The sequence below is a fragment of the Polaromonas glacialis genome, assembly GCF_000709345.1.
GTDB classification, from domain to species: Bacteria; Pseudomonadota; Gammaproteobacteria; order Burkholderiales; family Burkholderiaceae_C; genus Polaromonas; species Polaromonas glacialis.
Window position 1 is genome coordinate 178,335 of record NZ_KL448323.1, and the last position, 22,611, is coordinate 200,945.

A 22,611-nucleotide genomic window follows, 5' to 3' on the forward strand; every position below is an offset into this window, starting at 1 on the left:
TCACCCTCATGGCAGGAAACAATGAAACCGAACGAACTTGCGCAAAGCCTTGATTTGCCGAAACGGGCGATTGCCCTGGTACTGGCCGGCGGACGCGGCAGCCGCCTGATGAACCTGACCGACAGCCGGGCCAAGCCGGCGGTGTATTTCGGCGGCAAGTTCCGCATCGTTGACTTTGCGCTGTCGAACTGCCTCAATTCGGGCATACGGCGCATCGGCGTCATCACACAGTACAAGTCGCACAGCCTGCTGCGCCACCTGCAGCGCGGCTGGGCCTTCCTGAAAACCGAGATGAACGAGTTCGTCGATCTGCTGCCCGCGCAGCAGCGCAGCGGCGACGAAAGCTGGTACCGGGGAACGGCCGACGCGGTACACCAGAACTACGACATCCTGGAAAGCTACGGCGCCGACTACATCGTGGTGCTGGCCGGCGACCACATCTACAAGATGAACTACGCGCTGATGCTGGCCGACCACGTGGCCAAGGGCCGCGACTGCACCGTCGGCTGCATCGCCGTGCCGCGCATGGAAGCCACCGCCTTCGGCGTGATGGCGGTCGATGCGCAAAGCATGGTGACCGAATTCCTCGAAAAACCCGCCGACCCGCCGCCCATGCCGGGCCGCCCCGACATGGCGCTGGCCAGCATGGGCATTTACATCTTCAACGCCGAATACCTTTACAAGGAACTGGCGCGCGACATTAACGACCCCGATTCGAGCCACGACTTCGGCAAGGACATCATTCCGCGCGCGGTGAAAAACGGCGAAGTCGCGGCGCACCCGTTCGCGCTCAGTTGTGTGCCGTCCAGCGACGTGGCCGAGCCCTACTGGCGCGATGTCGGAACCATCGACGCCTACTGGGAGGCGAACATCGACCTGACCGCGACCGACCCCGAACTCAACCTGTACGACCAGCACTGGCCGATCTGGACCTACCAGGCGCAGCTGCCGCCGGCCAAGTTCGTGCACAACCAGGAAGACCGGCGCGGCATGGCGATCGAGTCCACCGTATCGGGCGGCTGCATCGTGTCGGGCTATGTGTTCCGCTCGGTGCTGTTTTCCAGCGTGCGCGTGCATTCGCATGCCAAGGTCAACTGGGCCGTGCTGCTGCCCGGCGTTCAGGTCGGGCGCGGCGCCAGCCTGAACCGCGTGGTGGTGGACCGGGGCTGCAGCATCCCTGACGGCATGGTGATCGGCGAGGACGCCGAACTCGACAGCCAGCGCTTTCATCGCAGCCCGAACGGCATCACGCTGGTGACCCGGAGCATGCTGGAGAAGATTGCCGCATGAAAGTCCTGCATGCCGCCGCCGAGGTGTTTCCGCTCATCAAGACCGGCGGCCTGGCCGATGTGGTCGGCGCACTGCCCGAGGCCCTGATGGCACAGGGCGCCGATGTCCGGCTGGTGCTGCCCGGCCTGCCGGCCATTCTGGCGGGCGTGTCCGGCCAGCAGCCGGTCTGCGAACTGGGCGCCATGTTTGGCGCCGGCCGCGTCACCCTGCGCCTGGGCCGGCTGGCACACAACGGCGTCGCCGCCTATGTCATCGACGCGCCTTATCTTTACCAGCGGCCGGGCAACCCCTACCTGGCGCCCGACGGCAGCGAGTGGCCGGACAACCTGCAGCGCTTTGGCCTGCTGGGCTGGGTGGCCGCGCACCTGGCCGCCGGCGAACTTGACCCCGGCTGGACGCCCGATGTGCTGCATGCCCACGACTGGCATGCCGCTATGGCGTGCGCCTATGCCGCCTGCCATCCGGCCACCCGCGCGGCCACGGTCTTCACGATTCACAACCTGGCCTATCAGGGCCTGTTCGACGAAGGCGACTTTCACCTGCTCGGCCTGCCGTCGCGCCTGATGGTGCCGGTCGGACTCGAATTCCATGGCCAGCTGTCCTTCATGAAAGCCGGCCTGAAATATGCCCGGCGCATCACCACGGTCAGCCCGACCTATGCGCACGAAATCGCCACCGACGCCTTTGGCTGCGGCCTGGACGGCGTGATTCGCGCCCGGGGCGCGGACGTGTCCGGCATCCTGAACGGGGTCGATGGCAAGGTCTGGAACCCGGCCACCGACACCTTGACCGCCGCGCCGTATTCGGCCGGCCGGCTGGACGGCAAGGCGCTGTGCAAGGCGGCGCTGCAGCGCGAACTCGGCTTGAACGTCGATGCCGGCGCGCCGCTGTTCGCCGTCGTCAGCCGGCTGACGTCGCAAAAGGGCCTGCACCTGTTGCTGGGCGCCTTGCCCGCGCTGCTCGATTTTCCGGCGGCGGGCGGCCCCCAGCTGGCCGTTCAGGGCAATGGCGACCCGGCGCTCGAAGCCGCCTTTGCCCAGGCGGCGGCCATGCATCCGGGCCGTGTCGCGGTGCGGCTGGTCTATGACGAGGCGCTGGCGCACCGCATGATGGCCGGCGCCGACGCCATGCTCGTGCCGTCGCGCTTCGAGCCCTGCGGCCTGACCCAGCTGTATGCGCTGCGCTATGGCACGGTGCCGGTGGTGCGGCAGGTTGGCGGCCTGGCCGACACGGTGGTCGGCGCCACGCGGGCCACGGTGCTGAACGACTCGGCCACCGGTTTCAGTTTCGGCCCGGCCACGCCCGCCGCCCTGGCGCAGGCGCTGCTTCAGGCGGTCAGCGCCTACGCACAGCCGGCGCTCTGGCGCCAGATGATGCTGCGCGGCATGGCGCAAAATTTCTCATGGGACGCGGCCGCCGCGCAGTACATGGCGCTGTACCAGGGCGCCAGTGCGCCAGCTTGAGGCGCTGTATAAAATTTCCACGCATTGTTTTTTTCTTTCCTGCACTCCGGCCTGTAGCGCCATCATCCACTTTAAAAAGAGCCCCACCATGCAAGTAGCCGCTTCGATCTTCAAGGCCTATGACATCCGGGGCGTCGTCCCCAGCACGGTGACCGAAGCGGTTGCCGAGGCCATCGGCAAGGCCTTTGGCACCCTGGCGCTGGCGCAGGGCGAGACGGCGGTGGCGGTCGGGCGCGACGGCCGGCTCAGCGGCCCGTCGCTCAGCGCGGCACTGGTGCGCGGCTTGACCGCCGTCGGCATCGAGGTGATCGATGTCGGCATGGTCACCACGCCGATGCTGTACTTTGCCGCCAACACGCTGTGCAACAGCGGCATCCAGGTCACCGGCAGCCACAACCCCAAGGACTACAACGGCTTCAAGATGGTCATGGCCGGGCGCGCCATCTACGGCGACGACATCCAGGCGATCCGCGCCATGATGGAAGGCGAAACCTGGGCGCTGAAAGACGGCGGCAGCGTGCGCCCTGTCGATGTCACCGACGCCTACCAGGCGCGCATCGTCTCCGACATCAAGCTGGCGCGGCCGATGAAGGTCGTCGTCGATTGCGGCAACGGCATTGCCGGCGCGACGGCGCCCGATATCTTCCGCGCCATCGGCTGCGAGGTGACCGAACTGTTCAGCGAGGTCGACGGCAACTTTCCCAACCACCATCCCGACCCGAGCAAGCCCGAGAACCTGCAGGACCTGATCAAGGCGCTGCAGTCCGGCGACGCCGAGCTCGGCCTGGCCTTCGACGGCGACGGCGACCGCCTGGGCATTGTCACCAAGGACGGTCAGAACATCTACCCCGACCGCCAGATGATGCTGTTCGCGCGTGACGTGCTGAGCCGCGTGCCCGGCGGCACCGTCGTCTATGACGTGAAATGCTCGCAGCGCCTGGCGCCCGACATCGAGGCCGCCGGCGGCGTGCCGCTGATGTACAAGACCGGCCATTCGCTGATCAAGGCCAAGATGAAGGAAGTCGATTCCCCGCTGGGCGGCGAGATGAGCGGCCACATCTTCTTCAAGGAGCGCTGGTTCGGCTTCGACGACGGCACCTACGCCGGCTGCCGGCTGCTCGAAATCGTCAGCAAGGCGCCAGACGCCGGCGTGCTGCTCAACAGCCTGCCGACCAGCTTCAGCACGCCCGAGATCAACGTGCCCTGCGCCGAAGGCGAGCAGCACACCTTGGTGGCAAAAATGGTGGGCATGGCCAATGAGGCCGTGCGCAGCGCCGGGCCGCCCCAAGCAAGCACAGCCCCCTCGGGGGGCAGCGAACCACGCGAAGCGGGGAGCGTAGGGGCTCTGTTCGACGCGCCGGCCAAAATCTCGACCATCGACGGCGTGCGCGTGGACTGGCCCGACGGCTTTGGCCTGATTCGCGCGTCCAACACCACGCCGGTGCTGGTGCTGCGCTTTGAAGGCCAGACGCAGGCGGCGCTGGACCGCATCCAGGCCGACATGCTGGTGCTGCTTCGCAGCGTGAAACCCGATGCGGTGTTTGCCGCGCCTGCGCATTGAGCCACTTTCCGTCATTCCCGCAAAGGCGGGAATCCATCCCCATGCGCCGCACTGGATTCCCGCCTTCGCGGGAATGACAGTGATGGGCTGTACCGCGCCAGTAAATCATCCCGCGTGAAAATCCTCCTTGTCAAGTTGTCCTCGCTAGGCGATGTGGTGCATGCCCTGCCGGTGGTGCAGGACATCCTCGCGGCCTTGCCTGGCGCGCAGATTGACTGGGTGGTCGAAAAATCGTTTGCGCCCATCCTGGCGCTGAGCACCGGGCTGCAGCGCGTCATTCCCTGCGAAATCCGGCGCTGGCGCAAGTCGCCGCTGTCCGCCGTCACGCGCCAGCAGTGGAACGCCTTCAAGGCCGACCTGCGCCAGACCGACTACGACGCGGTCATCGACCTGCAGGGTCTGACCAAATCGGCCGTGGTGGCGCGGCTGGCGCGGCTGGCGCCCGGCGGCAAGCGTTACGCGCTGGCCAACCAGACCGACGGCTCGGGCTACGAAGCGCCCACGCGCTGGGTGGCCGACGTAGCGATACGCGTCAATCCGCACATCCACGCCGTGCAGCGCTCGCGCGAACTGGCGGCCCGGGCGCTGGGCTATTCCCTCGCGCCAAGCCCGGACTTTGGGCTGAAAAGGCATTTTGCGCACACAGCACGGGCGCCAACAGCTCCTGAAAAAATAGCAAACAGGGTGGCTTTCGTGCATGGCACGTCGCGCGCCGACAAGGAATGGCCGCTGGCGCACTGGACCGCACTGGGCCATCGCCTGAATGCCGCCGGCTACCAGGTCGTGCTGCCCCATGGCAATGAAAACGAGAAGCGCAAAAGCCAGTCGATTGCCAGCGCGCTGAATGAAAGCGCGCCCGGCCATGCCGTCGTCTGGCCGCTGCTGCCGCTCGATGCGCTGACGCACGAGCTGGCCCAGTGCGCCGGTGTCATCGGCGTGGACAGCGGCGTCAGCCACATCGCCGTGGCGCTCGACCTGCCGCATGTGCAGCTCTACAACTTCGACACCGCCTGGCGCACCGGCCCCGACGCGGCCAGCGGTCGGCAGGTCAGCGTGTACGGCGCGCCCGCGCCCGGCGTGGATGATGTCTGGTGCGCCTGGCTCGGTTGCCTGGAAACCGTGCAGCAGGCACCGGAGCAGACTTCGGACGCCCTGGAATGGTCGGCGTCCGGGGCTGACGGCGAATGAGCGGCTGGGCGCGCGCGCTGTATTCGTCGCTCATGACGCTCGGACAGCCGCTGCTGCGGCGCAAGCTGGCGCGGCGCGGGCGGCACGAACCGGGCTACCTCGAAGCCGTGGGCGAACGCTTCGGCCACTACAGCCAGCCGCCTGAAACGCAAGCGGAACTGGTCTGGGTGCATGCCGTGTCGCTGGGCGAAACCCGCACCGCCGCCATGCTGCTCAAGGCGCTGCGCGCGCAGTATCCGGCGCTGCGGCTGCTGCTCACGCACGGCACCGCCACCGGCCGCGAAGAGGGGCGGGCGCTGCTCAAGTCCATCGGCCGGCCCGGCGACATTCAGGTCTGGCAGCCGTGGGACAGCCCGCTAGCGGTGAAGCGCTTCTTCAGCCACTTCAAGCCGCGCCTGGGCCTGCTGATGGAAACCGAAATCTGGCCCAATCTCGTTGCCCAGGCCAAGGCGCGCCGCATGCCGCTGGTACTGGTCAATGGCCGGCTGTCGGAAAAGTCGCTCAAGCAGGCGCAAGGCCTGGCGCCCTTGTCGCTGCCGGCCTATGGCGCGCTGTCGGCCGTGTACGCGCAAACCGAACGCGACGCCGGGCGCTTTCGCCAGTTGGGCGCGCCGGTCGCCGGCGTGTTCGGCAACCTGAAGTTCGACGCGACGCCGGACGCCGCCCAGCTGGCAAAAGGGCAGGCCTGGCGCCAGTCGCTGGCGCAGCCGGTGCTGGTGTTCGCCAGCTCGCGGGAAGGCGAGGAAGACCAGTTTCTTAAGCAAATAAAGGCTTTTCCGCACGCCTCGCCTGCGCAAGCAGCTATGAATTCAGTAGCAATCAAGCCGGCCGCCGGTTTCAAGGCCCTGATCGTTCCGCGCCACCCGCAGCGTTTCGACGAAGTGGCCGTGCTCGCCGCGCAGCACGGCCTGCGCGTGTCTCGCCGCTCGCACTGGACCGGCAGCCCCGCCGACAACATGGAGGCGATGAACGCAGATGTCTGGCTCGGCGATTCGCTGGGCGAGATGGCGCTGTACTACGGCCTGGGCGACGCGGCGCTGCTGGGCGGCAGCTTTGCGCCGCTGGGCGGACAAAACCTGATCGAAGCCGCCGCCTGCGGCTGCCCGGTGGTGATGGGGCCGCACACCTTCAATTTCACCGAAGCGGCGGCGCTGGCCGAGGCCGAGGGCGCGGCGCTGCGCGTGGCGGACATGGCCGAGGCGGTGCAGGCCGGGCTGGCGCTGCTGCAAGATTCGGCCGCGCGGGCGCAAGCGGCGGCGGCCGGACTGGCATTTGCGGCGCGCAACCGGGGGGCGACGGCGCGGACCGTGCAGGCGTTGCGCAGCTATCTGTAGCCTGCCCAGTGGTCCGGCATGGCCAGGCGCACAGGCGTCGTCCCAGAGCGCGTGGCCGAACCGGCGCCTGCCGGAATCTCGCGATTTACATCTGTCTTGACAAGCATCAAGGGCATTGCGCTTGCGCTGGCTAAGGTGGCCATTGTCCAAGCCGCCCACGAGCCATTTTTAAAACCGGCAAGGAACATTACCATGACAAAAAGAGAAGAATACATCGCAAAAATGAAACTTCAGCTCGACGAGCTTGACGCCAAGATGGACCAGCTGGAAGCCAAGGCGAAAGAAGCTAAGGAAGACGCGCGCGCAAAGTACAAGGAAGAAATTGCCAAGTTGCGCCAGCAATCCAGGCTGGCCAAAGGCAAGTTAGAAGAACTCAAGGCTTCCGGGGAAGAGAAATGGGACGCCATGGTCGCCGAGATGGAAAAAATCCGCGACGCCGTTGCCCATTCCTACAACTACTTCAAGTCTCAACTCAAGTAGCCGTGTGAAAACGCGTACAGAGCGGACCTCTGCCCGTCACCAAATCAGCGCGCCAGCAGCCCGTTGACCTGCTGCAAATCCTCGGGCGTCAGCGTTCCGCTGGCCTGGCGCAGCCGCAGCCCGCCAAGCAGCACGTTGTAGCGCGCCTGCGCCAGGTCGCGCTTGGTCTGGAACAGCTGGCTTTGCGCATTGAGCACATCGATGTTGATGCGCACGCCGACCTGGTAGCCCAGGCGGTTGGCGTCCAGCGCGCTCTGGCTGGACAGCTCGGCGGCCTCCAGCGCGCGCACCTGGCCCTGGCCCGACTGCACGCCGAAGAATGCGGTGCGCACGTTTTGCGACACGCTGCGGCGCGCGCCTTCCAGGTCGCTCAGCGCCTTGTCGCGCAGCGCCAGCGTTTCGCGGATGCGGTTTTGCGTCGAGAAACCGGCGAACAGCGGCACGTTGAGCAGCAGGCCGACGCTGCCGGTGTTGGCGCGTGAGGAAATGCCGGCTTGCGCGGTGTTCGACGGGTTTTTGGTGACGTTGTAGCTGGCGGTCGCGTCCAGCGTGGGCTTGTGGCCGGCTTCGGCTTTTTTGACTTCCAGGTCGGCGATCTCGGCATTGCTGCGGGCCTGGCGAATCGCGGGGTTGACCTGTTCGGACTGGCTGACCCAGGTGTTGACTTCAGCCGGCACCACGTCGGGAAGGTTCACGGGAAGCGCCAGCGGCCGGGGCTGCGATTCGGTGATGCCGACCAGCTGGTCGAGCGCTATCTTGCGCACGCGCAGGTCGTTTTCGGCGGCGATTTCCTGGGCGCCCACCAGGTCAAAGCGCGCCTGGGCTTCGCGGGTGTCGGTGATGGTCGAGGTGCCGACCTCGAAATTGCGCTTGGCAAAGGCGAGTTGCTCGTTCACCGCTTCCTTTTGCGCCCGCACGAAGGCCAGCGTGTCCTGCGCGGCCAGCACGTCAAAATAAGCCTGGCTGGTGCGAACGATCAGGTCCTGCGATGCCGATTCCAGCTGGGCGCGGGCCAGATCGACCTGCCGGAAACCCTGCTCGTAATTGGCCCAGTTGCCCGGCCGGTACAGGGGCTGGCTGGCGCTCAGCGTGGCGTTCTGGGTGTTGAAGCTGGTGCCGCCGCCCGCCGGGGACGTGGTGCTGTCCACGTTGACGCGCGAGGCGCCCGCCGACAGGCCGGCGGTCGGCAATATGCCGGCCCGGGCCTGGTCGGCGCGCGCCAGGTTGGCGTCGTATTGCAGCTTGGCCGACTGGTAGGTGGCGTCGAAGGCGCGCGCTGATTCATACAACTCGACCAGGGTCTGCGCCTGCGCCAGTGGCGCCAGGCTGGCCAGCGCGAATGCGACCGAAGCGGGCAGCATCGACAGGCGGGGGGCCGACAGTTTGTGGAGCAGGTTCATAAAAGTCTTGCTTGAAGTTGAATGAATCAAAAATAAACCGGCCTGCGCCTGGCCAACGCACGCGAGGCAGTCCGGGCGGGTGTACCGCTGCGGACCACGGCCGCTTAATAGCGGGGAACCGACGGATCGACCTGTTGCGTCCAGGCGTCGATGCCGCCCTGCAGGTTGACGACTTCGGCAAAACCGCCTTGCGCCAGGTAGTTGGCCACCTGCAGGCTGCGCATGCCGTGGTGGCACAGGCAGGCAATCGGATGGTCGGTGCCGAGCATGTCCTTCAGTTCGGCCAGGCGGCTTGGCACCTCGCGCATGGGCAGGGCCAGCAGGCTGAAGCCGTCTTCCCGGACCGATGCGGTTTGCACTTCCCAGGGTTCGCGCACATCGAGTACCACTGGCAGGACGGTTGGCGCCAAGCCGGCTGCGACACGGTCGCGCCAGGCGGCAAAGTCGGAGGGATTGAGTTGAGAAATCATTCGGCTGGCCTTGCGGTGGGTTCAGGCAGTCAGAACGTGAATTTCGACGGCTCGGGGAAGTTGAGCAGCCGGGGCGCGACCGTGTCCCAGGCCTGCATGGTGCGAAACGATTCCTTGCCGACGCGGGTGATGAGCGTGGCGCGCATTATCGGCTCGTAGCCGACGATGGCGCTGAGACGGCCGCCGACCTTGAGCAGCTCAAGCAGCGCGGGCGGCACTTCGGCCACCGAACCGCTCAGCAAGATCACGTCGAACGGGCCGCGCAGCGCGCCGTTCTCGGACACGGCTTCGGCCAGGTTGGCCGCGCCGTCGGCCAGGCGCACTTCGGCGTTGTAGATGCCGGCTTTTTGCAGGTTGCGGCGCGCCATGTCCACCAGCGCCGGTTCGATCTCCAGGGTGATGACCTGCTGCGCGCGGTGCGCGAGCAGCGCGGCCATGTAACCGGAGCCGGTGCCGATTTCCAGCACCTTTTCATGCTTTTGCACGGCCAGGTCCTGCAGCAGCCGGGCTTCGACCTTGGGCTCCAGCATGCACTGGCCGGGGTTGTGCTGCGGCGGCAGCGGGATTTCCATGTCCACGAAGGCCAGCGCCTTGCAGGCCGGCGGCACGAAGTCCTCCCGGCGGACCAGTGCGAGCAGGGAAAGGATCTGGCTGTCGAGCACTTCCCAGGGGCGGATTTGCTGCTCGATCATGTTGAAGCGGGCTTGTTCGTAGTTCATGGCGGACCTGTTGTGGGAGCGGTGGTATTGAAAAGTGCAGGGCATGCAGCGCAGGCGCTGATTTTAGACGGCGCGCGCTGCGCCATCCTGACGCGGATGGCGCGCCGGGGCCTGCGCGGGGCGCATGCCGTCCAGAAGGATTCCCAGTTGCGACGCGATGTATTTCCGGGGATCGAGCGTGAGATGGTTGGGCATGCACACGCCCATTGAATGCTGCGACAGGATCATAAAGACCATCGGCGCGACCACGCTGTAGACCGCACAGTCCAGGTCCATGGGGCGGAATTCGCCACGGTCGATGCCGCGCTGCAGGATGCGGCGGATCAGCGAATGGCCAGGCTGGACGACTTCCTGCTGGTAAAAGGCGGCAATGTCCGGGAAGTTGGCGGCCTCGCTCATCATCAGCTTGGTCAGGCCCGAGGCCTTGGTCGCGCCTACCCGGTCCCACCAGCTGTTCATGCAGTAGCCGAGCATGTCGCAGCTGTTGCCCTGGAACGCTTCAAAGTCGCTGTTCCATTCGACCAGCCGCCCTGAAATGCTTTCGCGCACCACTGCCTTGAACAGTTCGTCCTTGCTGGGAAAGTAGAGAAACAGCGTGCCCTTGGAAACGCCGGCGCGGGCGGCGACTTCCTCCACGCGGGTGGCGGCAAAGCCTTTTTCAACGAACAGGTCCAGCGCGGCATCAAGCAACTCGCCGGGCCGGGCTTCCTTGCGGCGCTCGCGTTTGGCGCTTGGGGTGGGTGGGGTGTCGGTGGGCAAAAGAGGCTTGGTTTATTACTGACTGACTGGTTAGTAATATAGCTTTTAGCCTTTGCCCCGTCAACCACAAAGGCGCCGGTTTGGCTTGGCGCACGTTCGTCTTGTGCCGGCTGGCGTTTTTGTGCCTGCTTCCCTGGCTGCAGGTCAACGGCTTTCGAGGTCCCTGGTGTTGTCCTTGCTTGGCTAAGTTCGGGACTGCGTTCTCTATTGCTTGCTTCACTTGGGTTTTTGGGCGCTCACCCCTTAATCCACAGAAGAAGCAAACCCAAAGCCCAAGAACAAAGAAACCGCAGCGATCAAACCGGCAGCGTCAGTAGTTACGTTTTAAGCCTAAGGGAGGCGGAGATTTCCAATGTACCCATGTCATGCCGGGCTTGACCCGGCATCCATGAATTCGGGGCCATGGATTGCGGGTCAAGCCCGCAATGACAGCCATTTAAAACCGGTACTTTTAAAAATTCCTTACCCCTAAATAGCTATTTTCCGCAGATCCCACATGCGCGAGCAGCTATTTATTCAGTAGCAAAAAGCTGTCAACTGCTTTGCGCGCCGCGACGGAAGGGCAGGCGTTATTTCACACTGGAGGTGCGTGGCTATCGGTCGAAGGCCGGCCGTTTGGGGTTGAAGGCCCAGTTCGGAATCAGGCTCTGCATCGCAGCCGCATCGTCGCGCGAACCCAGGCCGTGCTGCTTGTAAAGCTGGTGCGCTTTTTCCACCTCGGCCATGTCCAGCGCAACGCCCAGGCCAGGCTTTTTGGGCACTTCGACGAGCCCGCCGACGATCTGCAGCGGTTCCTTGGTCAGGCGCTGGCCGTCCTGCCATATCCAGTGCGTGTCAATTGCCGTCACGCGGCCCGGCGCGGCGGCGGCGACGTGGGTGAACATCGCCAGCGACACGTCGAAATGGTTGTTCGAGTGCGACCCCCAGGTCAGCCCCCAGTCGCGGCAGGTCTGCGCCACGCGCACCGAGCCGGCCATGGTCCAGAAATGCGGGTCGGCCAGCGGAATGTCCACCGACTGCAGGCTCAGCGCATGCGTCAGCTGGCGCCAGTCGGTGGCGATCATGTTGGTCGCCGTGGGCAGCCCGGTGGCGCGGCGGAACTCGGCCATCACCTCGCGGCCCGAGAAACCGTCTTCGGCGCCGCACGGGTCTTCGGCATACGCCACCACATTCTTCATGTCGCGCATCAGCCGAATCGCGTCTTTCAGCAGCCAGCCGCCGTTGGGGTCGAGCGTGACGCGCGCCTTCGGAAAGCGCTCGTGCAGCGCAGTGACCGCTTCGATTTCTTCCTCGCCGCGCAGCACGCCGCCCTTGAGCTTGAAGTCGTTGAAGCCGTAGCGCTCGTGCGCGGCCTCGGCCTGGCGCACGATGGCCTCGGGCGTCAAGGCTGTTTCGTGGCGAACGCGCGACCAGGTGTTGTCGGCATCGGGTTCGCTGTTGTAGGCTAGAACGGTTTTTGTGCGGTCGCCGACAAAGAACAGGTAGCCCAGCATCTCGACCGCTTCGCGCTGCTGGCCTTCGCCGAGCAGGGCCGCCACCGGCACGCCCAGGTGCTGGCCCAGCAGGTCGAGCAGCGCCGACTCCACCGCCGTCACGGCGTGAATCGTGGTGCGCAGATCAAAGGTCTGCAGCCCGCGCCCGCCGCTGTCACGGTCGGCAAACTGCCGGTGCATCTGCTGCAGCAGGCTCAGGTAGCTGCCGATGGGCTGGCCGACGACCAGGGCGCGCGCGTCTTCCAGCGTCTGGCGGATCTTTTCGCCGCCCGGCACCTCGCCCACGCCGGTGCGCCCGGCGTTGTCGGTGAGGATCAGGATGTTGCGCGTGAAATACGGCCCGTGCGCGCCGCTCAGGTTGAGCAGCATCGAGTCGCGACCGGCGACAGGGATCACCTGCAGTTCGGTGATCAAGGGGGTGGAGTGGGTTGACATGGGGGGGTGTTTCAAAGGTTGGGAAAGGCGCCATCAGGAAAGCGCCGCAGCCGACCTGCCACCCAGTGGGCGGCAGGTCGGCTAACGTTCAATCAAGGCTGATTATTTCCGTTTCGGCTTAACAGACGGAGTATCTGCTCAATACGTCAGGCCGAAGCCGAACTTGTACAGCGTGTCCTTTTCGGGATAGCCGGGCACGTCGGGCTGGTTGTCCACGATGGCTTTCGAGTTGTTGGCCAGGGCGAACGGCAGCTTGCCCTGCGGCTTGAAGGCTGCGCCCGTTGCCAGGATCTTGCCGCTCAGCACATCGAGCAGCGCGGTGTTGCTCACGCCGAAGCCGGCCACGATGGCGCCCGCGCTCTTCAGGCCGCTGGCATCGTCAAGCACATAGGGCTGGCGGAAATAGATGCTGAGCACGACTTTTTTCGGGTCGCCCACTTCCTGCATGACCTTCTTGATGTCGGCCAGCGATGGCGAAATCTGCCACGACTGCGCGGCCGCCATCTCGGTGAACGACAGCATGCCGTTCTCCCACGGGAAGGAGCCACCGAATCCCAGCCCGTTGTCCAGGCAGGCCTTGGTGGAATCCTCGACCGAGTAGTCCGCCTTGGCGACGCAGCGGTCGGTTGAACCCCAGGACTTGCCGGTGGCGGGGTTGATGCGGCCGCCGGTCGCCGGGTCATCGCTTTTATAGGTGCTGGTGTACTTGGTGGTGGTGCCCGGCACCAGCTTGTTGTTGGACACTTCCACCCGGATCACGGCGTAGTCGCTGCCGGCGGCGCTCGGGCGTCCCACGACGTCGCCATTGACGTCCGTCACGGTGGCGCCGCTGGCATTCTTGTTGGCCTCGCCGTCGGTCACGGTATAGCCGTATTTCTGCACATCGGCCTTGGCCAGGCCCATGGTGTAGACCTTGGCGCCGGCCTTGAGCGGCAGGGTCTTGCCGCCAGTCGCCTGGTCCTGGTTTTGCAGCAGGGCAATCGACTTGCGCTGAATGTCCATGCCGACTGCAAGATTGGCCGCGCTGCCGATAACGCCGCCGGCCTTGCTGGCATCGACGTAGGGGTTTTCAAACAGGCCGAGCTGGAATTGCTCTTTCAGCAGGCGTTTTGCCGCTTCGGTGACCCGGGCTTCGGTGACCAGGCCGGCCGTGACCAGGTCCATGATGGTCTTGTTGGTGCTGAAGCCCGACAGCGTTTCCGTGCCGCCATTGAGGGCTGCGGCGACGCGTTCCGCCACGGTTTTCTTTTCCAGACCCCAGGCACGGTCGTTGATGATGCCGGTGTCGGAATTCACATAGCCCTTGAAGCCGAGCTTGCCGCGCAGCAGGTCGGTGACCACCTGCTTGGAGAAGGCCATGCCGGTCTGGTCGTAGGTGACGCCTTCGTAGGTCACGTTGATCGGCACGCCGTAGTACGGCATGATCGCCGACACGCCGGCGTCCAGCGCAGACATGAAGGGCTTGAGGTGGTAGGCGAAATTGCCGCCCGGATACACCTGGTTCTTGCCATGGGCGTAGTGCGGATCGAAGCCGCCTTCCTGCGGGCCGCCGCCAGGGAAGTGCTTCAAGGTCAGCGCGACGGCAGAATTCGGGTTCACCGAAGTGCCATCCCTGACCGTGGGGCCCTGCAGGGTCTGCACCAGCGTCTTCATGATGCTGGCGTTCAGGTCGGCATCTTCGGTGAAGGTTTCATGCACCCGATACCAGCGCGGCTCGGTCGAGAGGTCGGCCATGTAGCCGTACATGCCGCGCAGGCCAATCGACTTCCACTCGTCGCCCATGACCGTGGCGAAGTTCTTGACCAGCGACATGTCGCCCGCGCCCAGCGAAGCCGAGGCCAGTCCGGCTTCCTTCGGGAACTCGGTGAACGCGCCGGCTGCCTCGCTGATGCCGAAGCGCGGGTCTTTTTCATAATGGTTGCGGGCGTTGGACTTGAACACCGCCGGAATGCCCAGGCGCGTGCCCTCGGTCATGGCCTGGACGGCGTTCGTGAACTTTGCCGCCTGCTCGGGCGTGACCTGTCCTGCCGTCGGTGTGGCCGTCACCACGTTGCGAAACACAAAGCGGCTCATTTTTTGAGTATTGATGTAGTCGAACGCCGTTTGCGAAACCGCGCCGCCCGCATCCGAGTTCAGCGTGTTGATCAGCATCAGGCCGACTTTTTCCTCAAGCGTCATCTTGCCCACCAGGTCGTCAACACGCTGGTCAGTGGTGCGGCGCCAGTCTTCGTACTTGTCCAGCTGACCATTGCCGTTCGAGTCCTTGAACTGCTTGCCTTCGACCGTGAGAACGCTCTTGACCTGCGCGCTGATCACCGGCTGGGCCAGGGTGTTGTCGATGCCGGTGTCAATGGCAACGCCATCCCCGTCGCCACCGCCGCATGCCGTGAGCATCAGCGCACCGATGAGCGCGCTGGCCGCCAGCGCGGTCGGCCTGGCGTGGAATTGTTTTTGCACGGTAGTTTTCACGTATGTCTCCTGTCGATTGTGTTTAAAAAAGGCCAGCTTCCCGGATGCATCCTGAAGCGCTTGTCAGCTTTTTCAGGTTAATGTTATCGATAACATTTCTGCAGAGAATAGCACTTGAAAAATAAGGACAAGCTGGGGTAAACCCGGAATTTCAGTAATTTAAAAGCTGAAATTGCAGCGTAATCTAAGAAACTGAAGAGAAATTTCGCCAAGATGCGCAGTTAGCTGTCAATCTCCCGCGTTCAAGTCGAAGCGGAAAATCTCTGTATCGATAACATTTTAGAAAGGTGAGGGGCGTCGCTGGACCGCTTCGGATACGGCTCAAGCGCTTGAGCCGGTACCGCTCAGGCGCTGGCGCGCTCGATGATCTCGAAGCCGATATCGACAATCGGCTGGCTGACGCTTCGCCCCTCGGCCCGGTCCACGATGTACTGCGCGGCGGTGCGGCCCATGCGCGTGCCGTCGATGCGCACGGTGGTCAGGGCCGGTTGCAGACTGGCGGCCAGTTCCAGGTCGCCAAAGCCCACCACACCCAGTTGCCCTGGCACGGCCAGAGCCCGGGTTTGTGCCTCGATCAGCACGCCCAGGGCCAGCATGTCGGAGCTGCAGAACACCGCGTCGGTCTGCGGATGCGCTTCCAGAATGGCCGCCAGCCCGGCGCGGCCCGATCCCAGGGTGGTCGGCGCGGGCACGAAGTGCGTGGGCGCCTCGTCCAGGCTAAGCGTGCGGCCCATGCGCTGGAAGCCTTCGATGCGCCGCAGCGCCCGCTCGTCGCCGGCGCTGATCAAGGCGGGGTGCCGGTAGCCCCGGCTGTGCAGATAGTGGCAGACCGACTGGCCGATCTGCTCATGCGAAAAGCCGACCAGCATGTCGATTGGCGTGGGCGTCAGGTCCCAGGTCTCGACCACCGGAATGCCGGACGCCAGCAACTGGCGCCGGCCTTCGGGCGAATGCATGATGCCGGTCAGCACGATGCCATCGGGCCGGCGGCGGATGATGGCGTCCAGCAGCGCGTCCTCGCGCGATGCGTCGTAGCCGCTCTGGCCGATCATCAACTGGTAGCCCTGCGCGTCCAGCGCCTCGCTGAGCGCGCGGATGGTTTCCTGGAACACCGGCCCGACCAGCGTGGGCAGCACGGTCGCCACCAGTTTGGCCTTGGACGAACGCAGGCCGCGCGCCATGGCGTTGGGCACGTAGCCGGTGCGGGCCACGACTTCGCGCACCCGGGCCAGCACGTCCGGGGAAACTTTTTCGGGTTGGTTCAGGGTGCGCGAGACGGTCATGGCCGACACGCCGGCCAGCCGGGCAACATCGTGGACCGTGAAGCCCTGTGGCTTTTTCATGGGGAAGGGGGAGTAAGAGGAGCGGCGCCGGAATGGCCAGCGTCGATGATACCGGCAGCCCGTCCTTACATGGGCGTGAACTGCCCGACCGCCAGCCCCAGGCATTCGCGCAGCACCTGCCGCGAAGCCAGCAGCCCTTGCGCCGAAGGCAGCCATTGCAGCAGCCGGCTTTCGACGGGCCGCGTGAAGCCCATCGGCGCGGGCGTCACGACAAAGCCGGCGCGCTCAAAAGCGGCCACCGAGCGCGGCATGTGCCAGGCATCGGTGACCAGCGCAATGCGCTGCACGCCTTCGCGCATCAGCACCGGCGCGACCAGGCGCGCATTGCTTGAGGTGTCGCGCGATACGGCTTCGCTCCAGCGCAGCGCAAAGCCAAAGTCCTGCTGCGCCACGCGCGCGGCCACTTCGGCCTCCGACACCGCCTGCAGGCCGTCGGCGGCCCAGCCGATGCCGCCGCTGAAGGCCACTGGGAGGCTTGAGCGGCGCGCCAGCCAGATGCCGTAGCGCAGCCGGGCCGCAGTGACAGCGGAAGGCTGGGGCGCGCCGCCGTATTCGGGTGCGTCCGGCAGCACGCTGCCGCCAAGAATGACGATGGCCTGAATCTGGCCGGTCTTGAGCTGCGCGGCCGTGGCCGCCTCAAACTGCGGCAGCGCATGGCGCGCCAGCCACACCGCCGTGCCGTGGCAGCTGAGCAGCCACAGCGCTGCCAGCGACAGCGCGGCCAGCGCCAGGCCGCCGCGTTGTCTGCGCCAGGCCAGCAGCACGCCGAGCAGCGCCAGCAGCAGCGGCGCCAGCGGCGGCATCGCCAGGCTGGTCAGCAGCGGCTTGAGAAAGCCCAGTTCCATCGATAGCTATGAAAGTAATAGCTACTTATGCAGGCGGAACCTGCGCAAAAGGCATAAATGATCAATAAAAAGCCTGCAGGCCGGTCTGCGCACGGCCCAGGATCAAGGCATGCACGTCGTGCGTGCCTTCATAGGTGTTGACGGTTTCCAGGTTGATCATGTGGCGGATCACATGGTATTCGTCATGGATGCCGTTGCCGCCGTGCATGTCGCGCGCCATGCGGGCAATGTCGAGCGACTTGCCGCAGGAATTGCGCTTGATCAGCGAGATCATCTCGGGCACGGCACGGTCTTCGTCCATCAGCCGGCCGACACGCAGGCAGGCTTGCAGGCCCAGCGTGATTTCGGTCTGCATGTCGGCCAGCTTTTTCTGGATCAGCTGGGTTTGTGCCAGCGGACGGCCGAACTGGATGCGGTCCAGCGTGTAGTTGCGGGCGCGGAACCAGCAGTCTTCGGCCGCGCCCAGGGCGCCCCAGGCAATGCCGAAGCGCGCCTTGTTCAGGCAGCCGAACGGGCCTTTCAGGCCGGACACGTTGGGCAGCAGGTTTTCCGCCGGGACGAACACACCGTCCATCACGATCTCGCCGGTGATGCTGGCGCGCAGGCTCATCTTGCCTTCGATCTTGGGCGCGCTCAGGCCCTTCATGCCTTTTTCGAGCACGAAGCCATGGATTGCCTCCTGGCCGCCGACCTTGCCGTCTTCGTCTTCAAGCTTGGCCCAGACCACGAACACGTCGGCGATCGGGCTGTTGGTGATCCACATCTTGGCGCCGTTCAGGATGAAGCCGCCATCGACCGGCTTGGCGCGCGTCAGCATGCTGGCCGGGTCGGAGCCGTGGTTCGGCTCGGTCAGGCCGAAGCAGCCGACCCATTCGCCGGTCGCCAGCTTGGGCAGGTACTTCTGCTTTTGCGCTTCATTGCCATAGGCGTTGATCGGGTGCATGACCAAGGACGACTGCACGCTGATGGCGCTGCGGTAGCCGCTGTCCACGCGCTCGACTTCGCGCGCCACCAGGCCGTAGCTGACGTAGTTCAGGCCGGCGCAGCCGTAGCCTTCAATGGTCGAGCCCAGAAAGCCCATTTCGCCCGCCTCGTTCATGATCTCGCGGTCGAATTTTTCATGGCGCGCGGCCATCAGCACGCGCGGCTGGAGCTTTTCCTGGCAGAAGGCATTGGCCGCCTCCTGCACCGCGCGCTCGTCGTCGGTGAGCTGCTCGGACAGAAAAAACGGGTCTTCCCAGTTGAATTTGGTTTTCATGGTGCGGTCCTTGAAGGTCGGTGGGGCGGGTGAGTAGTGATTTGAATGGGGCGTGGGCAAAGTGTAGGGAATGAGTTCGTGCCTGTCACGCGCCTGCATTGTTAGGCCATCATGAATACTTGTCCAATATCAATTAGCAATGCAACGATATATTATTTGTATTCATGGAATTCCGACACCTGCGCTACTTTCTGGTTCTCGCCGAAGAACTGCACTTTGGCCGGGCTGCGCGCCGGCTGTCCATTTCGCAGCCGCCGCTGTCGCTCAACATCCAGCAGCTCGAAGCGTCGGTCGGCGCGCGCCTGTTCACGCGCAGCAGCAAATCTGTCGCGCTGACCGCCGCCGGCCTGGCCTTTGTGCCGGCCGCGCGGGCGCTGCTCGACCAGGCGGCGCAGGCGGCCCGCCATGCGCGGGACGTGGGGCAGGGCATGGCCGGCAGCCTGGCGATCGGCTTTGCCGGCACCATGCTCTACAGCGGCCTGCCCGGCATCCTGGAGCGTTTCCAGGCGCAGCATCCGCTGCTGCGGCTGATGCTGAAGGAACTCAGTTCGAGCGAGCAACTGGTCGAACTGGCGCATGACCGGCTCGACATCGGCTTTGTCCACACCACCCGCGTGCCGCCCGAGCTGTCGCAGATCCTGGTGTTCAGCCAGGCGCTGGTCGGCTGCCTCCCGGCGGGCCACCGGCTGGCGCAGCAGGCCACGCTGTCGCTCAGGGCGCTGCAGGGCGAGCCCTTTGCCGTGGTGTCGCGCGCGGTGTCGCCTGACTACCATGAGCGCATCCTCGGCATTTGTACTGATGCTGGCTTTCACCCCGAGATTCGTTTTGAACTGCGCCACTGGCTGAGCGTGGTGTCGCTGGTGTCGCAGGGCATGGGCGTTGCCTTGGTGCCGGCGGCATTGAGCCGCTCGGCCATGGCGGGAACGGTTTTCGTGCCGCTGGACCGCACCACCACGCCCTACGACACGCATTGCCTGTGGAAAACCGCCCGCGACAATCCCGCGCTGGCGTCCTTCGTGAAAGCCGTGCGCGATGCAAGCGCGCAGCCAAGCGGCTAAAGTGGCCGTTCAGCAAAAGGAAACCATTCTTATGAGCGAATCACAAACCATCACCCTGGGCGGCGGCTGCTTCTGGTGTACCGAGGCGGTTTACGTCAAGGTGCGCGGCGTGCTTGACGTCGAATCAGGCTACAGCAACGGCCAGGCGGCCCGGCCCAGCTATGAGGAAGTCTGCACCGGCCGCACCGGCTGCAACGAGGTCGTGAAGCTGACGTACGACCCGGCGCAGATCACGCTGCGCGAAATCCTTGAAATCTTCTTCGTCATCCACGACCCGACCAGCCTGAACCGCCAGGGCAACGACGCCGGCACGCAATACCGCAGCGGCATCTATTTTGAGACGCCCGAGCAGAAAACGGTGGCCGACGACTTCATCCGCGAAGCTAGCCAGGACAAGACCTTTGGCAAGCCCATCGTCACCGAAGTGCTGCCGCTGGCGAATTACTGGCCGGCGGAAAGCTACCACCAGGACTATTTTGAGAACAACCCGAACCAGGGCTACTGCGCTTTTGTCGTCGGGCCGAAGGTCGAGAAGTTCCGCAAGACGTTTGCGTCGCGGGTCAGGGATTGAGCCGGTTTTTCAAACAAAAAAGGCCTTTTGCGCAAGCTGCATATGCGCAAGCTGCTATTAAAATTGAAGTGGCTGACGAAGAAGAAATGAAGGAGAAATGGCATGAACCCGATTCCCGGAGAGTCGCCACTCGACATCCGCTGGCAGCAGCGCTTTTCCAATTACCAAAAAGCCCTGGCGCAACTGAACAGGTTCGCCGCCCGCACGGACCTCAATGAACTGGAAGAGCAGGGTCTGATTCAGTGTTTTGAATACACCCACGAACTGGCGTGGAAAACCCTCAAGGATTTTTTGGAGAACAGCGGAAACACCGGGATTTTTGGCTCGAAAGACGCCACGCGCGAAGCCTTCAAGCTCGGCTTGCTCGAAGACGGCGAAGGCTGGATGGTGATGATCCAGGACCGCAACAAGACCAGCCATACCTACAACCCTCAAACCGCCAAGGCCATCGTTGGAAACATCACCCAGCGGTTTCATGCCCTGTTCGTGGCGCTGGAGAAAAAACTGCAGAGCCTGCGACATGGCGCTTGATTCGCTCAGCGCGCAGAGCGGCCTGAGCCCCGCCACGCTGGAAAAGATCATCACGGTGCTGGCGCGGTGCCCGGCGCTGGAAAAGGCGGTGCTGTATGGTTCTCGCGCCAAGGGCAATCACCGGCCAGGCTCGGATATTGACCTGAGCCTGTTTGGCGACACATTAAGCCACGCGCATCTGGGGCAGATCGAGTCGCAACTCGATGACTTGATGCTGCCTTATTCCTTTGACATTTCCCTGTTCAGTCAAATTGACAACCCGGATTTAACCGAACATATCCAGCGGGTGGGCCTAGTGTTTTATGAGAAAAGCAGCTTGGCCGAAAACCTGGGAAAAACTCAAAAACAGGCAAGCGTCTGAATCAGGCGCGCTGCTCGAATTCCCGGTCCCTGGCGCCCAGCACGCCGGCGGCCAGTGCCGCCAGCTCGCGTGTCAGCAGTTCGAGCAGGTCTTCCATGGTGACGATGCCTGTCAGCCGGCCGGCATCGTCCACGATGACTAGGCGGCGCAGGCGGTTGCTGCGCATCAGCTGCACCGCGTCCATGGCATCCATCTCGGGGCTGGCCGTGACCAGTTCGACCGACATGATGTCGCCGGCGGTGAAGATCTCGGGGTCCAGCCCTTCGGCCATCAGCGCCAGCACCAGATCCCGGTCGGTGACGATGCCCACCGGCCTGGCTTTTTCCAGCGCATCGACCACGACCAGCGCGCCCACATGGTGCTTGCGCATCAGCTGGGCCGTTGCCAGCGCGGTGGTTTCGGTTTCGGCGACGGCCACCATGGCCGTCGCAAAGTCTCTCAGGCGGGTAGGCATGTGAACGCTCCTTTCGATCAGACACCGGGCTTGGACCCTGGCGGCGTCTGGAAGTTTTGACGGGCTGAAATTCCGGCTGTCTGCACGCCACCACTTTAGGCAGGCTGGCGCGGCCTGACTTGAGGTGGCGCAAACAAAAGGCGGATGCCTGCCTGTCCATGTCGCTTGTATCAGTTGCCCCGCATGCCCGCTGCGAGTTGCGTGACGTTGTGGCGCATCAGCCTGAGGTAGCTGTCCGCCGGTCCGCCTGCGGCTGACAGCGCATCGACATACAGCGCCGGCCCGACGGTCACGCCCGCGTCCTTGCCGAGCTGGGCCAGCAGCCTGGGGTTGCTCATGTTCTCGACGAACACGGCCCGGATCTTTTCGCGCTGGATCTGGCGTATCAGCTGGGCCACTTCCTTGGCGCTCGGTTCGGCGTCGGTGGACACGCCCTGGGGCGCCAGAAACCTGATCTGGTACTGCGCGGCCAGGTAGCTAAACGCATCGTGCGAGGTGATGACCTTGCGCTTGTCCGCCGGAATGGCCGCGAACTGCGCCTTGGCCCAGGTATCGAGCGTCTGCAACTCCTTCACGTAGGCGCTGGCGTTGGCCTGGTAGGCGGTAGCGCCTGCGGGATCGGCCTTGGCGAGCGCGGCGGCGATGTTGCGCGTGTACAGCACGACATTGAGGGGGTTTTGCCAGGCGTGGGGGTCGGCCTCGTCGTGCTGATGGCCTTTGCCTTCGTGGCCTTTTTCTTCTGCCATGACGAGCGGCTTCACGCCCATGGAGGCCACCACGGTCTCGCCCTTGTAGCTGGCCGATTTGGCCAGCTTTTGCGCCCACGGCTCAAAGCCCAGCCCGTTGACGACCAGCAGCCGGCTTTGCACCAGGGCTTTGGCATCGGTGGGTTTGGGCTCGAACACATGGGCGTCTTCGTCGGGGCCGACCAGCGTGGTGACGCTGACGCGCTCGCCGCCGACCACGCGCACCAGGTCGCCCAGGATGCTGAAGCTGGCCACTACCGGCACGGGCTCGGCCGCGAAGCTGGCGCAGGGCAGCAGGGCGGCGCCGGCAATGCAGGCCGCCAGGAGTTTGCGAATGACACGATGCATGGCTGACCTTCAGGAGGAGTGGATAAAACGAAAAG

At 64.5% G+C, this 22,611-nt stretch carries 21 protein-coding genes; 10 read left to right on the forward strand and 11 right to left on the reverse strand.

All coding sequences use genetic code 11. The features are described 5' to 3' along the window. Positions 1 to 21 precede the first annotated feature (21 nt). The 6 genes from glgC to EC86_RS0101205 all read left to right on the forward strand — a co-directional run bounded on the left by glgC (position 22) and on the right by EC86_RS0101205 (position 7,316). A complete protein-coding gene (gene glgC, locus EC86_RS0101180; protein ID WP_029523886.1) occupies positions 22 to 1,290 on the forward strand; it encodes a glucose-1-phosphate adenylyltransferase in 1,269 nt (422 codons plus the stop codon). Beyond that, positions 1,287 to 2,753, forward strand: a complete 1,467-nt coding sequence (gene glgA / locus EC86_RS0101185) for a glycogen synthase GlgA (protein ID WP_029523887.1) — start codon at positions 1,287 to 1,289, stop codon at positions 2,751 to 2,753. Before glgC ends, glgA begins: the two co-directional genes overlap by 4 nt. 88 nt (positions 2,754 to 2,841) lie before the next feature. Beyond that, a complete protein-coding gene (locus tag EC86_RS0101190; protein ID WP_029523888.1) occupies positions 2,842 to 4,314 on the forward strand; it encodes a phosphomannomutase/phosphoglucomutase in 1,473 nt (490 codons plus the stop codon). A 114-nt stretch (positions 4,315 to 4,428) separates the two neighbouring features. Beyond that, positions 4,429 to 5,502, forward strand: coding sequence for a lipopolysaccharide heptosyltransferase I (waaC, locus tag EC86_RS25780; protein WP_051675659.1), 1,074 nt, complete (start codon positions 4,429 to 4,431; stop codon positions 5,500 to 5,502). After that, positions 5,499 to 6,836: a 3-deoxy-D-manno-octulosonic acid transferase gene (locus EC86_RS0101200; RefSeq protein WP_029523890.1), complete on the forward strand. Its 1,338-nt coding sequence runs from the start codon at positions 5,499 to 5,501 to the stop codon at positions 6,834 to 6,836. The genes waaC and EC86_RS0101200 overlap by 4 nt, the downstream gene beginning before the upstream one ends. A gap of 96 nt (positions 6,837 to 6,932) precedes the next feature. Then, positions 6,933 to 7,316 carry a sll1863 family stress response protein gene (locus tag EC86_RS0101205; protein ID WP_051675660.1) on the forward strand — a complete coding sequence of 128 codons (384 nt, stop codon included), beginning with the start codon at positions 6,933 to 6,935 and terminating at the stop codon, positions 7,314 to 7,316. A gap of 44 nt (positions 7,317 to 7,360) precedes the next feature. On the opposite strand, the gene EC86_RS0101210 is transcribed toward EC86_RS0101205, so the two are convergent. The 9 genes from EC86_RS0101210 to EC86_RS0101250 form a co-directional block, all read right to left on the reverse strand. After that, positions 7,361 to 8,716 (reverse strand): TolC family outer membrane protein, encoded by a 1,356-nt coding sequence (locus EC86_RS0101210; RefSeq protein WP_029523892.1) that lies wholly within the window; start codon positions 8,714 to 8,716, stop codon positions 7,361 to 7,363. Between the two features lie 104 nt (positions 8,717 to 8,820). Further along, entirely contained in the window at positions 8,821 to 9,186 is a 366-nt protein-coding gene (locus tag EC86_RS0101215) for a rhodanese-like domain-containing protein (RefSeq protein WP_029523893.1), read from the reverse strand. 29 nt (positions 9,187 to 9,215) lie between these two features. Next, on the reverse strand, positions 9,216 to 9,905 hold the full coding sequence (locus EC86_RS0101220) for a protein-L-isoaspartate O-methyltransferase family protein (protein WP_029523894.1): 690 nt from the start codon (positions 9,903 to 9,905) through the stop codon (positions 9,216 to 9,218). A gap of 63 nt (positions 9,906 to 9,968) precedes the next feature. After that, the gene (locus EC86_RS0101225) at positions 9,969 to 10,664 is read right to left on the reverse strand and encodes a TetR/AcrR family transcriptional regulator (protein WP_029523895.1); all 696 of its coding nucleotides are present in this window, start codon (positions 10,662 to 10,664) and stop codon (positions 9,969 to 9,971) included. Positions 10,665 to 11,257: 593 nt separating this feature from the next. Continuing rightward, positions 11,258 to 12,592, reverse strand: coding sequence for a glucarate dehydratase (gene gudD, locus EC86_RS0101230; RefSeq protein WP_029523896.1), 1,335 nt, complete (start codon positions 12,590 to 12,592; stop codon positions 11,258 to 11,260). A gap of 138 nt (positions 12,593 to 12,730) precedes the next feature. Further along, complete coding sequence (locus EC86_RS0101235) at positions 12,731 to 15,061, reverse strand: glycoside hydrolase family 3 protein (protein WP_232229745.1); 2,331 nt, start codon at positions 15,059 to 15,061, stop codon at positions 12,731 to 12,733. A gap of 344 nt (positions 15,062 to 15,405) precedes the next feature. Beyond that, on the reverse strand, positions 15,406 to 16,404 hold the full coding sequence (locus EC86_RS0101240) for a LacI family DNA-binding transcriptional regulator (RefSeq protein WP_029523898.1): 999 nt from the start codon (positions 16,402 to 16,404) through the stop codon (positions 15,406 to 15,408). Between the two features lie 65 nt (positions 16,405 to 16,469). Continuing rightward, complete coding sequence (locus tag EC86_RS0101245; RefSeq protein ID WP_029523899.1) at positions 16,470 to 17,249, reverse strand: YdcF family protein; 780 nt, start codon at positions 17,247 to 17,249, stop codon at positions 16,470 to 16,472. A gap of 61 nt (positions 17,250 to 17,310) precedes the next feature. Further along, positions 17,311 to 18,507 (reverse strand): acyl-CoA dehydrogenase, encoded by a 1,197-nt coding sequence (locus EC86_RS0101250; protein ID WP_029523900.1) that lies wholly within the window; start codon positions 18,505 to 18,507, stop codon positions 17,311 to 17,313. 164 nt (positions 18,508 to 18,671) lie between these two features. Here EC86_RS0101250 and EC86_RS0101255 point away from each other — a divergent pair, with 164 nt between their 5' ends. From EC86_RS0101255 to EC86_RS0101270, 4 genes are all read left to right on the forward strand, one after another. Further along, on the forward strand, positions 18,672 to 19,565 hold the full coding sequence (locus EC86_RS0101255) for a LysR family transcriptional regulator (protein WP_029523901.1): 894 nt from the start codon (positions 18,672 to 18,674) through the stop codon (positions 19,563 to 19,565). A 31-nt stretch (positions 19,566 to 19,596) separates the two neighbouring features. After that, positions 19,597 to 20,136 (forward strand): peptide-methionine (S)-S-oxide reductase MsrA, encoded by a 540-nt coding sequence (gene msrA, locus EC86_RS0101260; RefSeq protein WP_029523902.1) that lies wholly within the window; start codon positions 19,597 to 19,599, stop codon positions 20,134 to 20,136. 102 nt (positions 20,137 to 20,238) lie between these two features. Then, on the forward strand, positions 20,239 to 20,667 hold the full coding sequence (locus tag EC86_RS0101265; RefSeq protein ID WP_029523903.1) for a nucleotidyltransferase substrate binding protein: 429 nt from the start codon (positions 20,239 to 20,241) through the stop codon (positions 20,665 to 20,667). Next, positions 20,657 to 21,028, forward strand: coding sequence for a nucleotidyltransferase domain-containing protein (locus tag EC86_RS0101270; protein ID WP_036771705.1), 372 nt, complete (start codon positions 20,657 to 20,659; stop codon positions 21,026 to 21,028). The genes EC86_RS0101265 and EC86_RS0101270 overlap by 11 nt, the downstream gene beginning before the upstream one ends. Position 21,029: 1 nt before the next feature. Here EC86_RS0101270 and EC86_RS0101275 read toward each other — a convergent pair whose 3' ends face one another. Together EC86_RS0101275 and EC86_RS0101280 are read right to left on the reverse strand one after the other, a co-directional pair. Beyond that, entirely contained in the window at positions 21,030 to 21,482 is a 453-nt protein-coding gene (locus tag EC86_RS0101275) for a CBS domain-containing protein (protein WP_029523905.1), read from the reverse strand. Positions 21,483 to 21,652: 170 nt separating this feature from the next. Then, positions 21,653 to 22,576, reverse strand: a complete 924-nt coding sequence (locus EC86_RS0101280) for a metal ABC transporter substrate-binding protein (protein WP_029523906.1) — start codon at positions 22,574 to 22,576, stop codon at positions 21,653 to 21,655. Positions 22,577 to 22,611 lie beyond the last annotated feature (35 nt).

Bases quoted from the DNA above. Each gene is read 5' to 3' on its own strand.
- EC86_RS0101265 (WP_029523903.1), top strand. From the start codon at position 20,239: ATGAACCCGATTCCCGGAGAGTCGCCACTCGACATCCGCTGGCAGCAG.
- EC86_RS0101245 (WP_029523899.1), bottom strand. From the start codon at position 17,249: ATGGAACTGGGCTTTCTCAAGCCGCTGCTGACCAGCCTGGCGATGCCG.
- EC86_RS0101240 (WP_029523898.1), bottom strand. From the start codon at position 16,404: ATGAAAAAGCCACAGGGCTTCACGGTCCACGATGTTGCCCGGCTGGCC.
- EC86_RS0101210 (WP_029523892.1), bottom strand. From the start codon at position 8,716: ATGAACCTGCTCCACAAACTGTCGGCCCCCCGCCTGTCGATGCTGCCC.
- gudD (WP_029523896.1), bottom strand. From the start codon at position 12,592: ATGTCAACCCACTCCACCCCCTTGATCACCGAACTGCAGGTGATCCCT.
- EC86_RS0101250 (WP_029523900.1), bottom strand. From the start codon at position 18,507: ATGAAAACCAAATTCAACTGGGAAGACCCGTTTTTTCTGTCCGAGCAG.
- glgA (WP_029523887.1), top strand. From the start codon at position 1,287: ATGAAAGTCCTGCATGCCGCCGCCGAGGTGTTTCCGCTCATCAAGACC.
- EC86_RS0101280 (WP_029523906.1), bottom strand. From the start codon at position 22,576: ATGCATCGTGTCATTCGCAAACTCCTGGCGGCCTGCATTGCCGGCGCC.
- EC86_RS0101255 (WP_029523901.1), top strand. From the start codon at position 18,672: ATGGAATTCCGACACCTGCGCTACTTTCTGGTTCTCGCCGAAGAACTG.
- EC86_RS0101215 (WP_029523893.1), bottom strand. From the start codon at position 9,186: ATGATTTCTCAACTCAATCCCTCCGACTTTGCCGCCTGGCGCGACCGT.
- EC86_RS0101220 (WP_029523894.1), bottom strand. From the start codon at position 9,905: ATGAACTACGAACAAGCCCGCTTCAACATGATCGAGCAGCAAATCCGC.
- EC86_RS0101190 (WP_029523888.1), top strand. From the start codon at position 2,842: ATGCAAGTAGCCGCTTCGATCTTCAAGGCCTATGACATCCGGGGCGTC.
- EC86_RS0101275 (WP_029523905.1), bottom strand. From the start codon at position 21,482: ATGCCTACCCGCCTGAGAGACTTTGCGACGGCCATGGTGGCCGTCGCC.
- EC86_RS0101200 (WP_029523890.1), top strand. From the start codon at position 5,499: ATGAGCGGCTGGGCGCGCGCGCTGTATTCGTCGCTCATGACGCTCGGA.
- glgC (WP_029523886.1), top strand. From the start codon at position 22: ATGAAACCGAACGAACTTGCGCAAAGCCTTGATTTGCCGAAACGGGCG.
- EC86_RS0101270 (WP_036771705.1), top strand. From the start codon at position 20,657: ATGGCGCTTGATTCGCTCAGCGCGCAGAGCGGCCTGAGCCCCGCCACG.
- msrA (WP_029523902.1), top strand. From the start codon at position 19,597: ATGAGCGAATCACAAACCATCACCCTGGGCGGCGGCTGCTTCTGGTGT.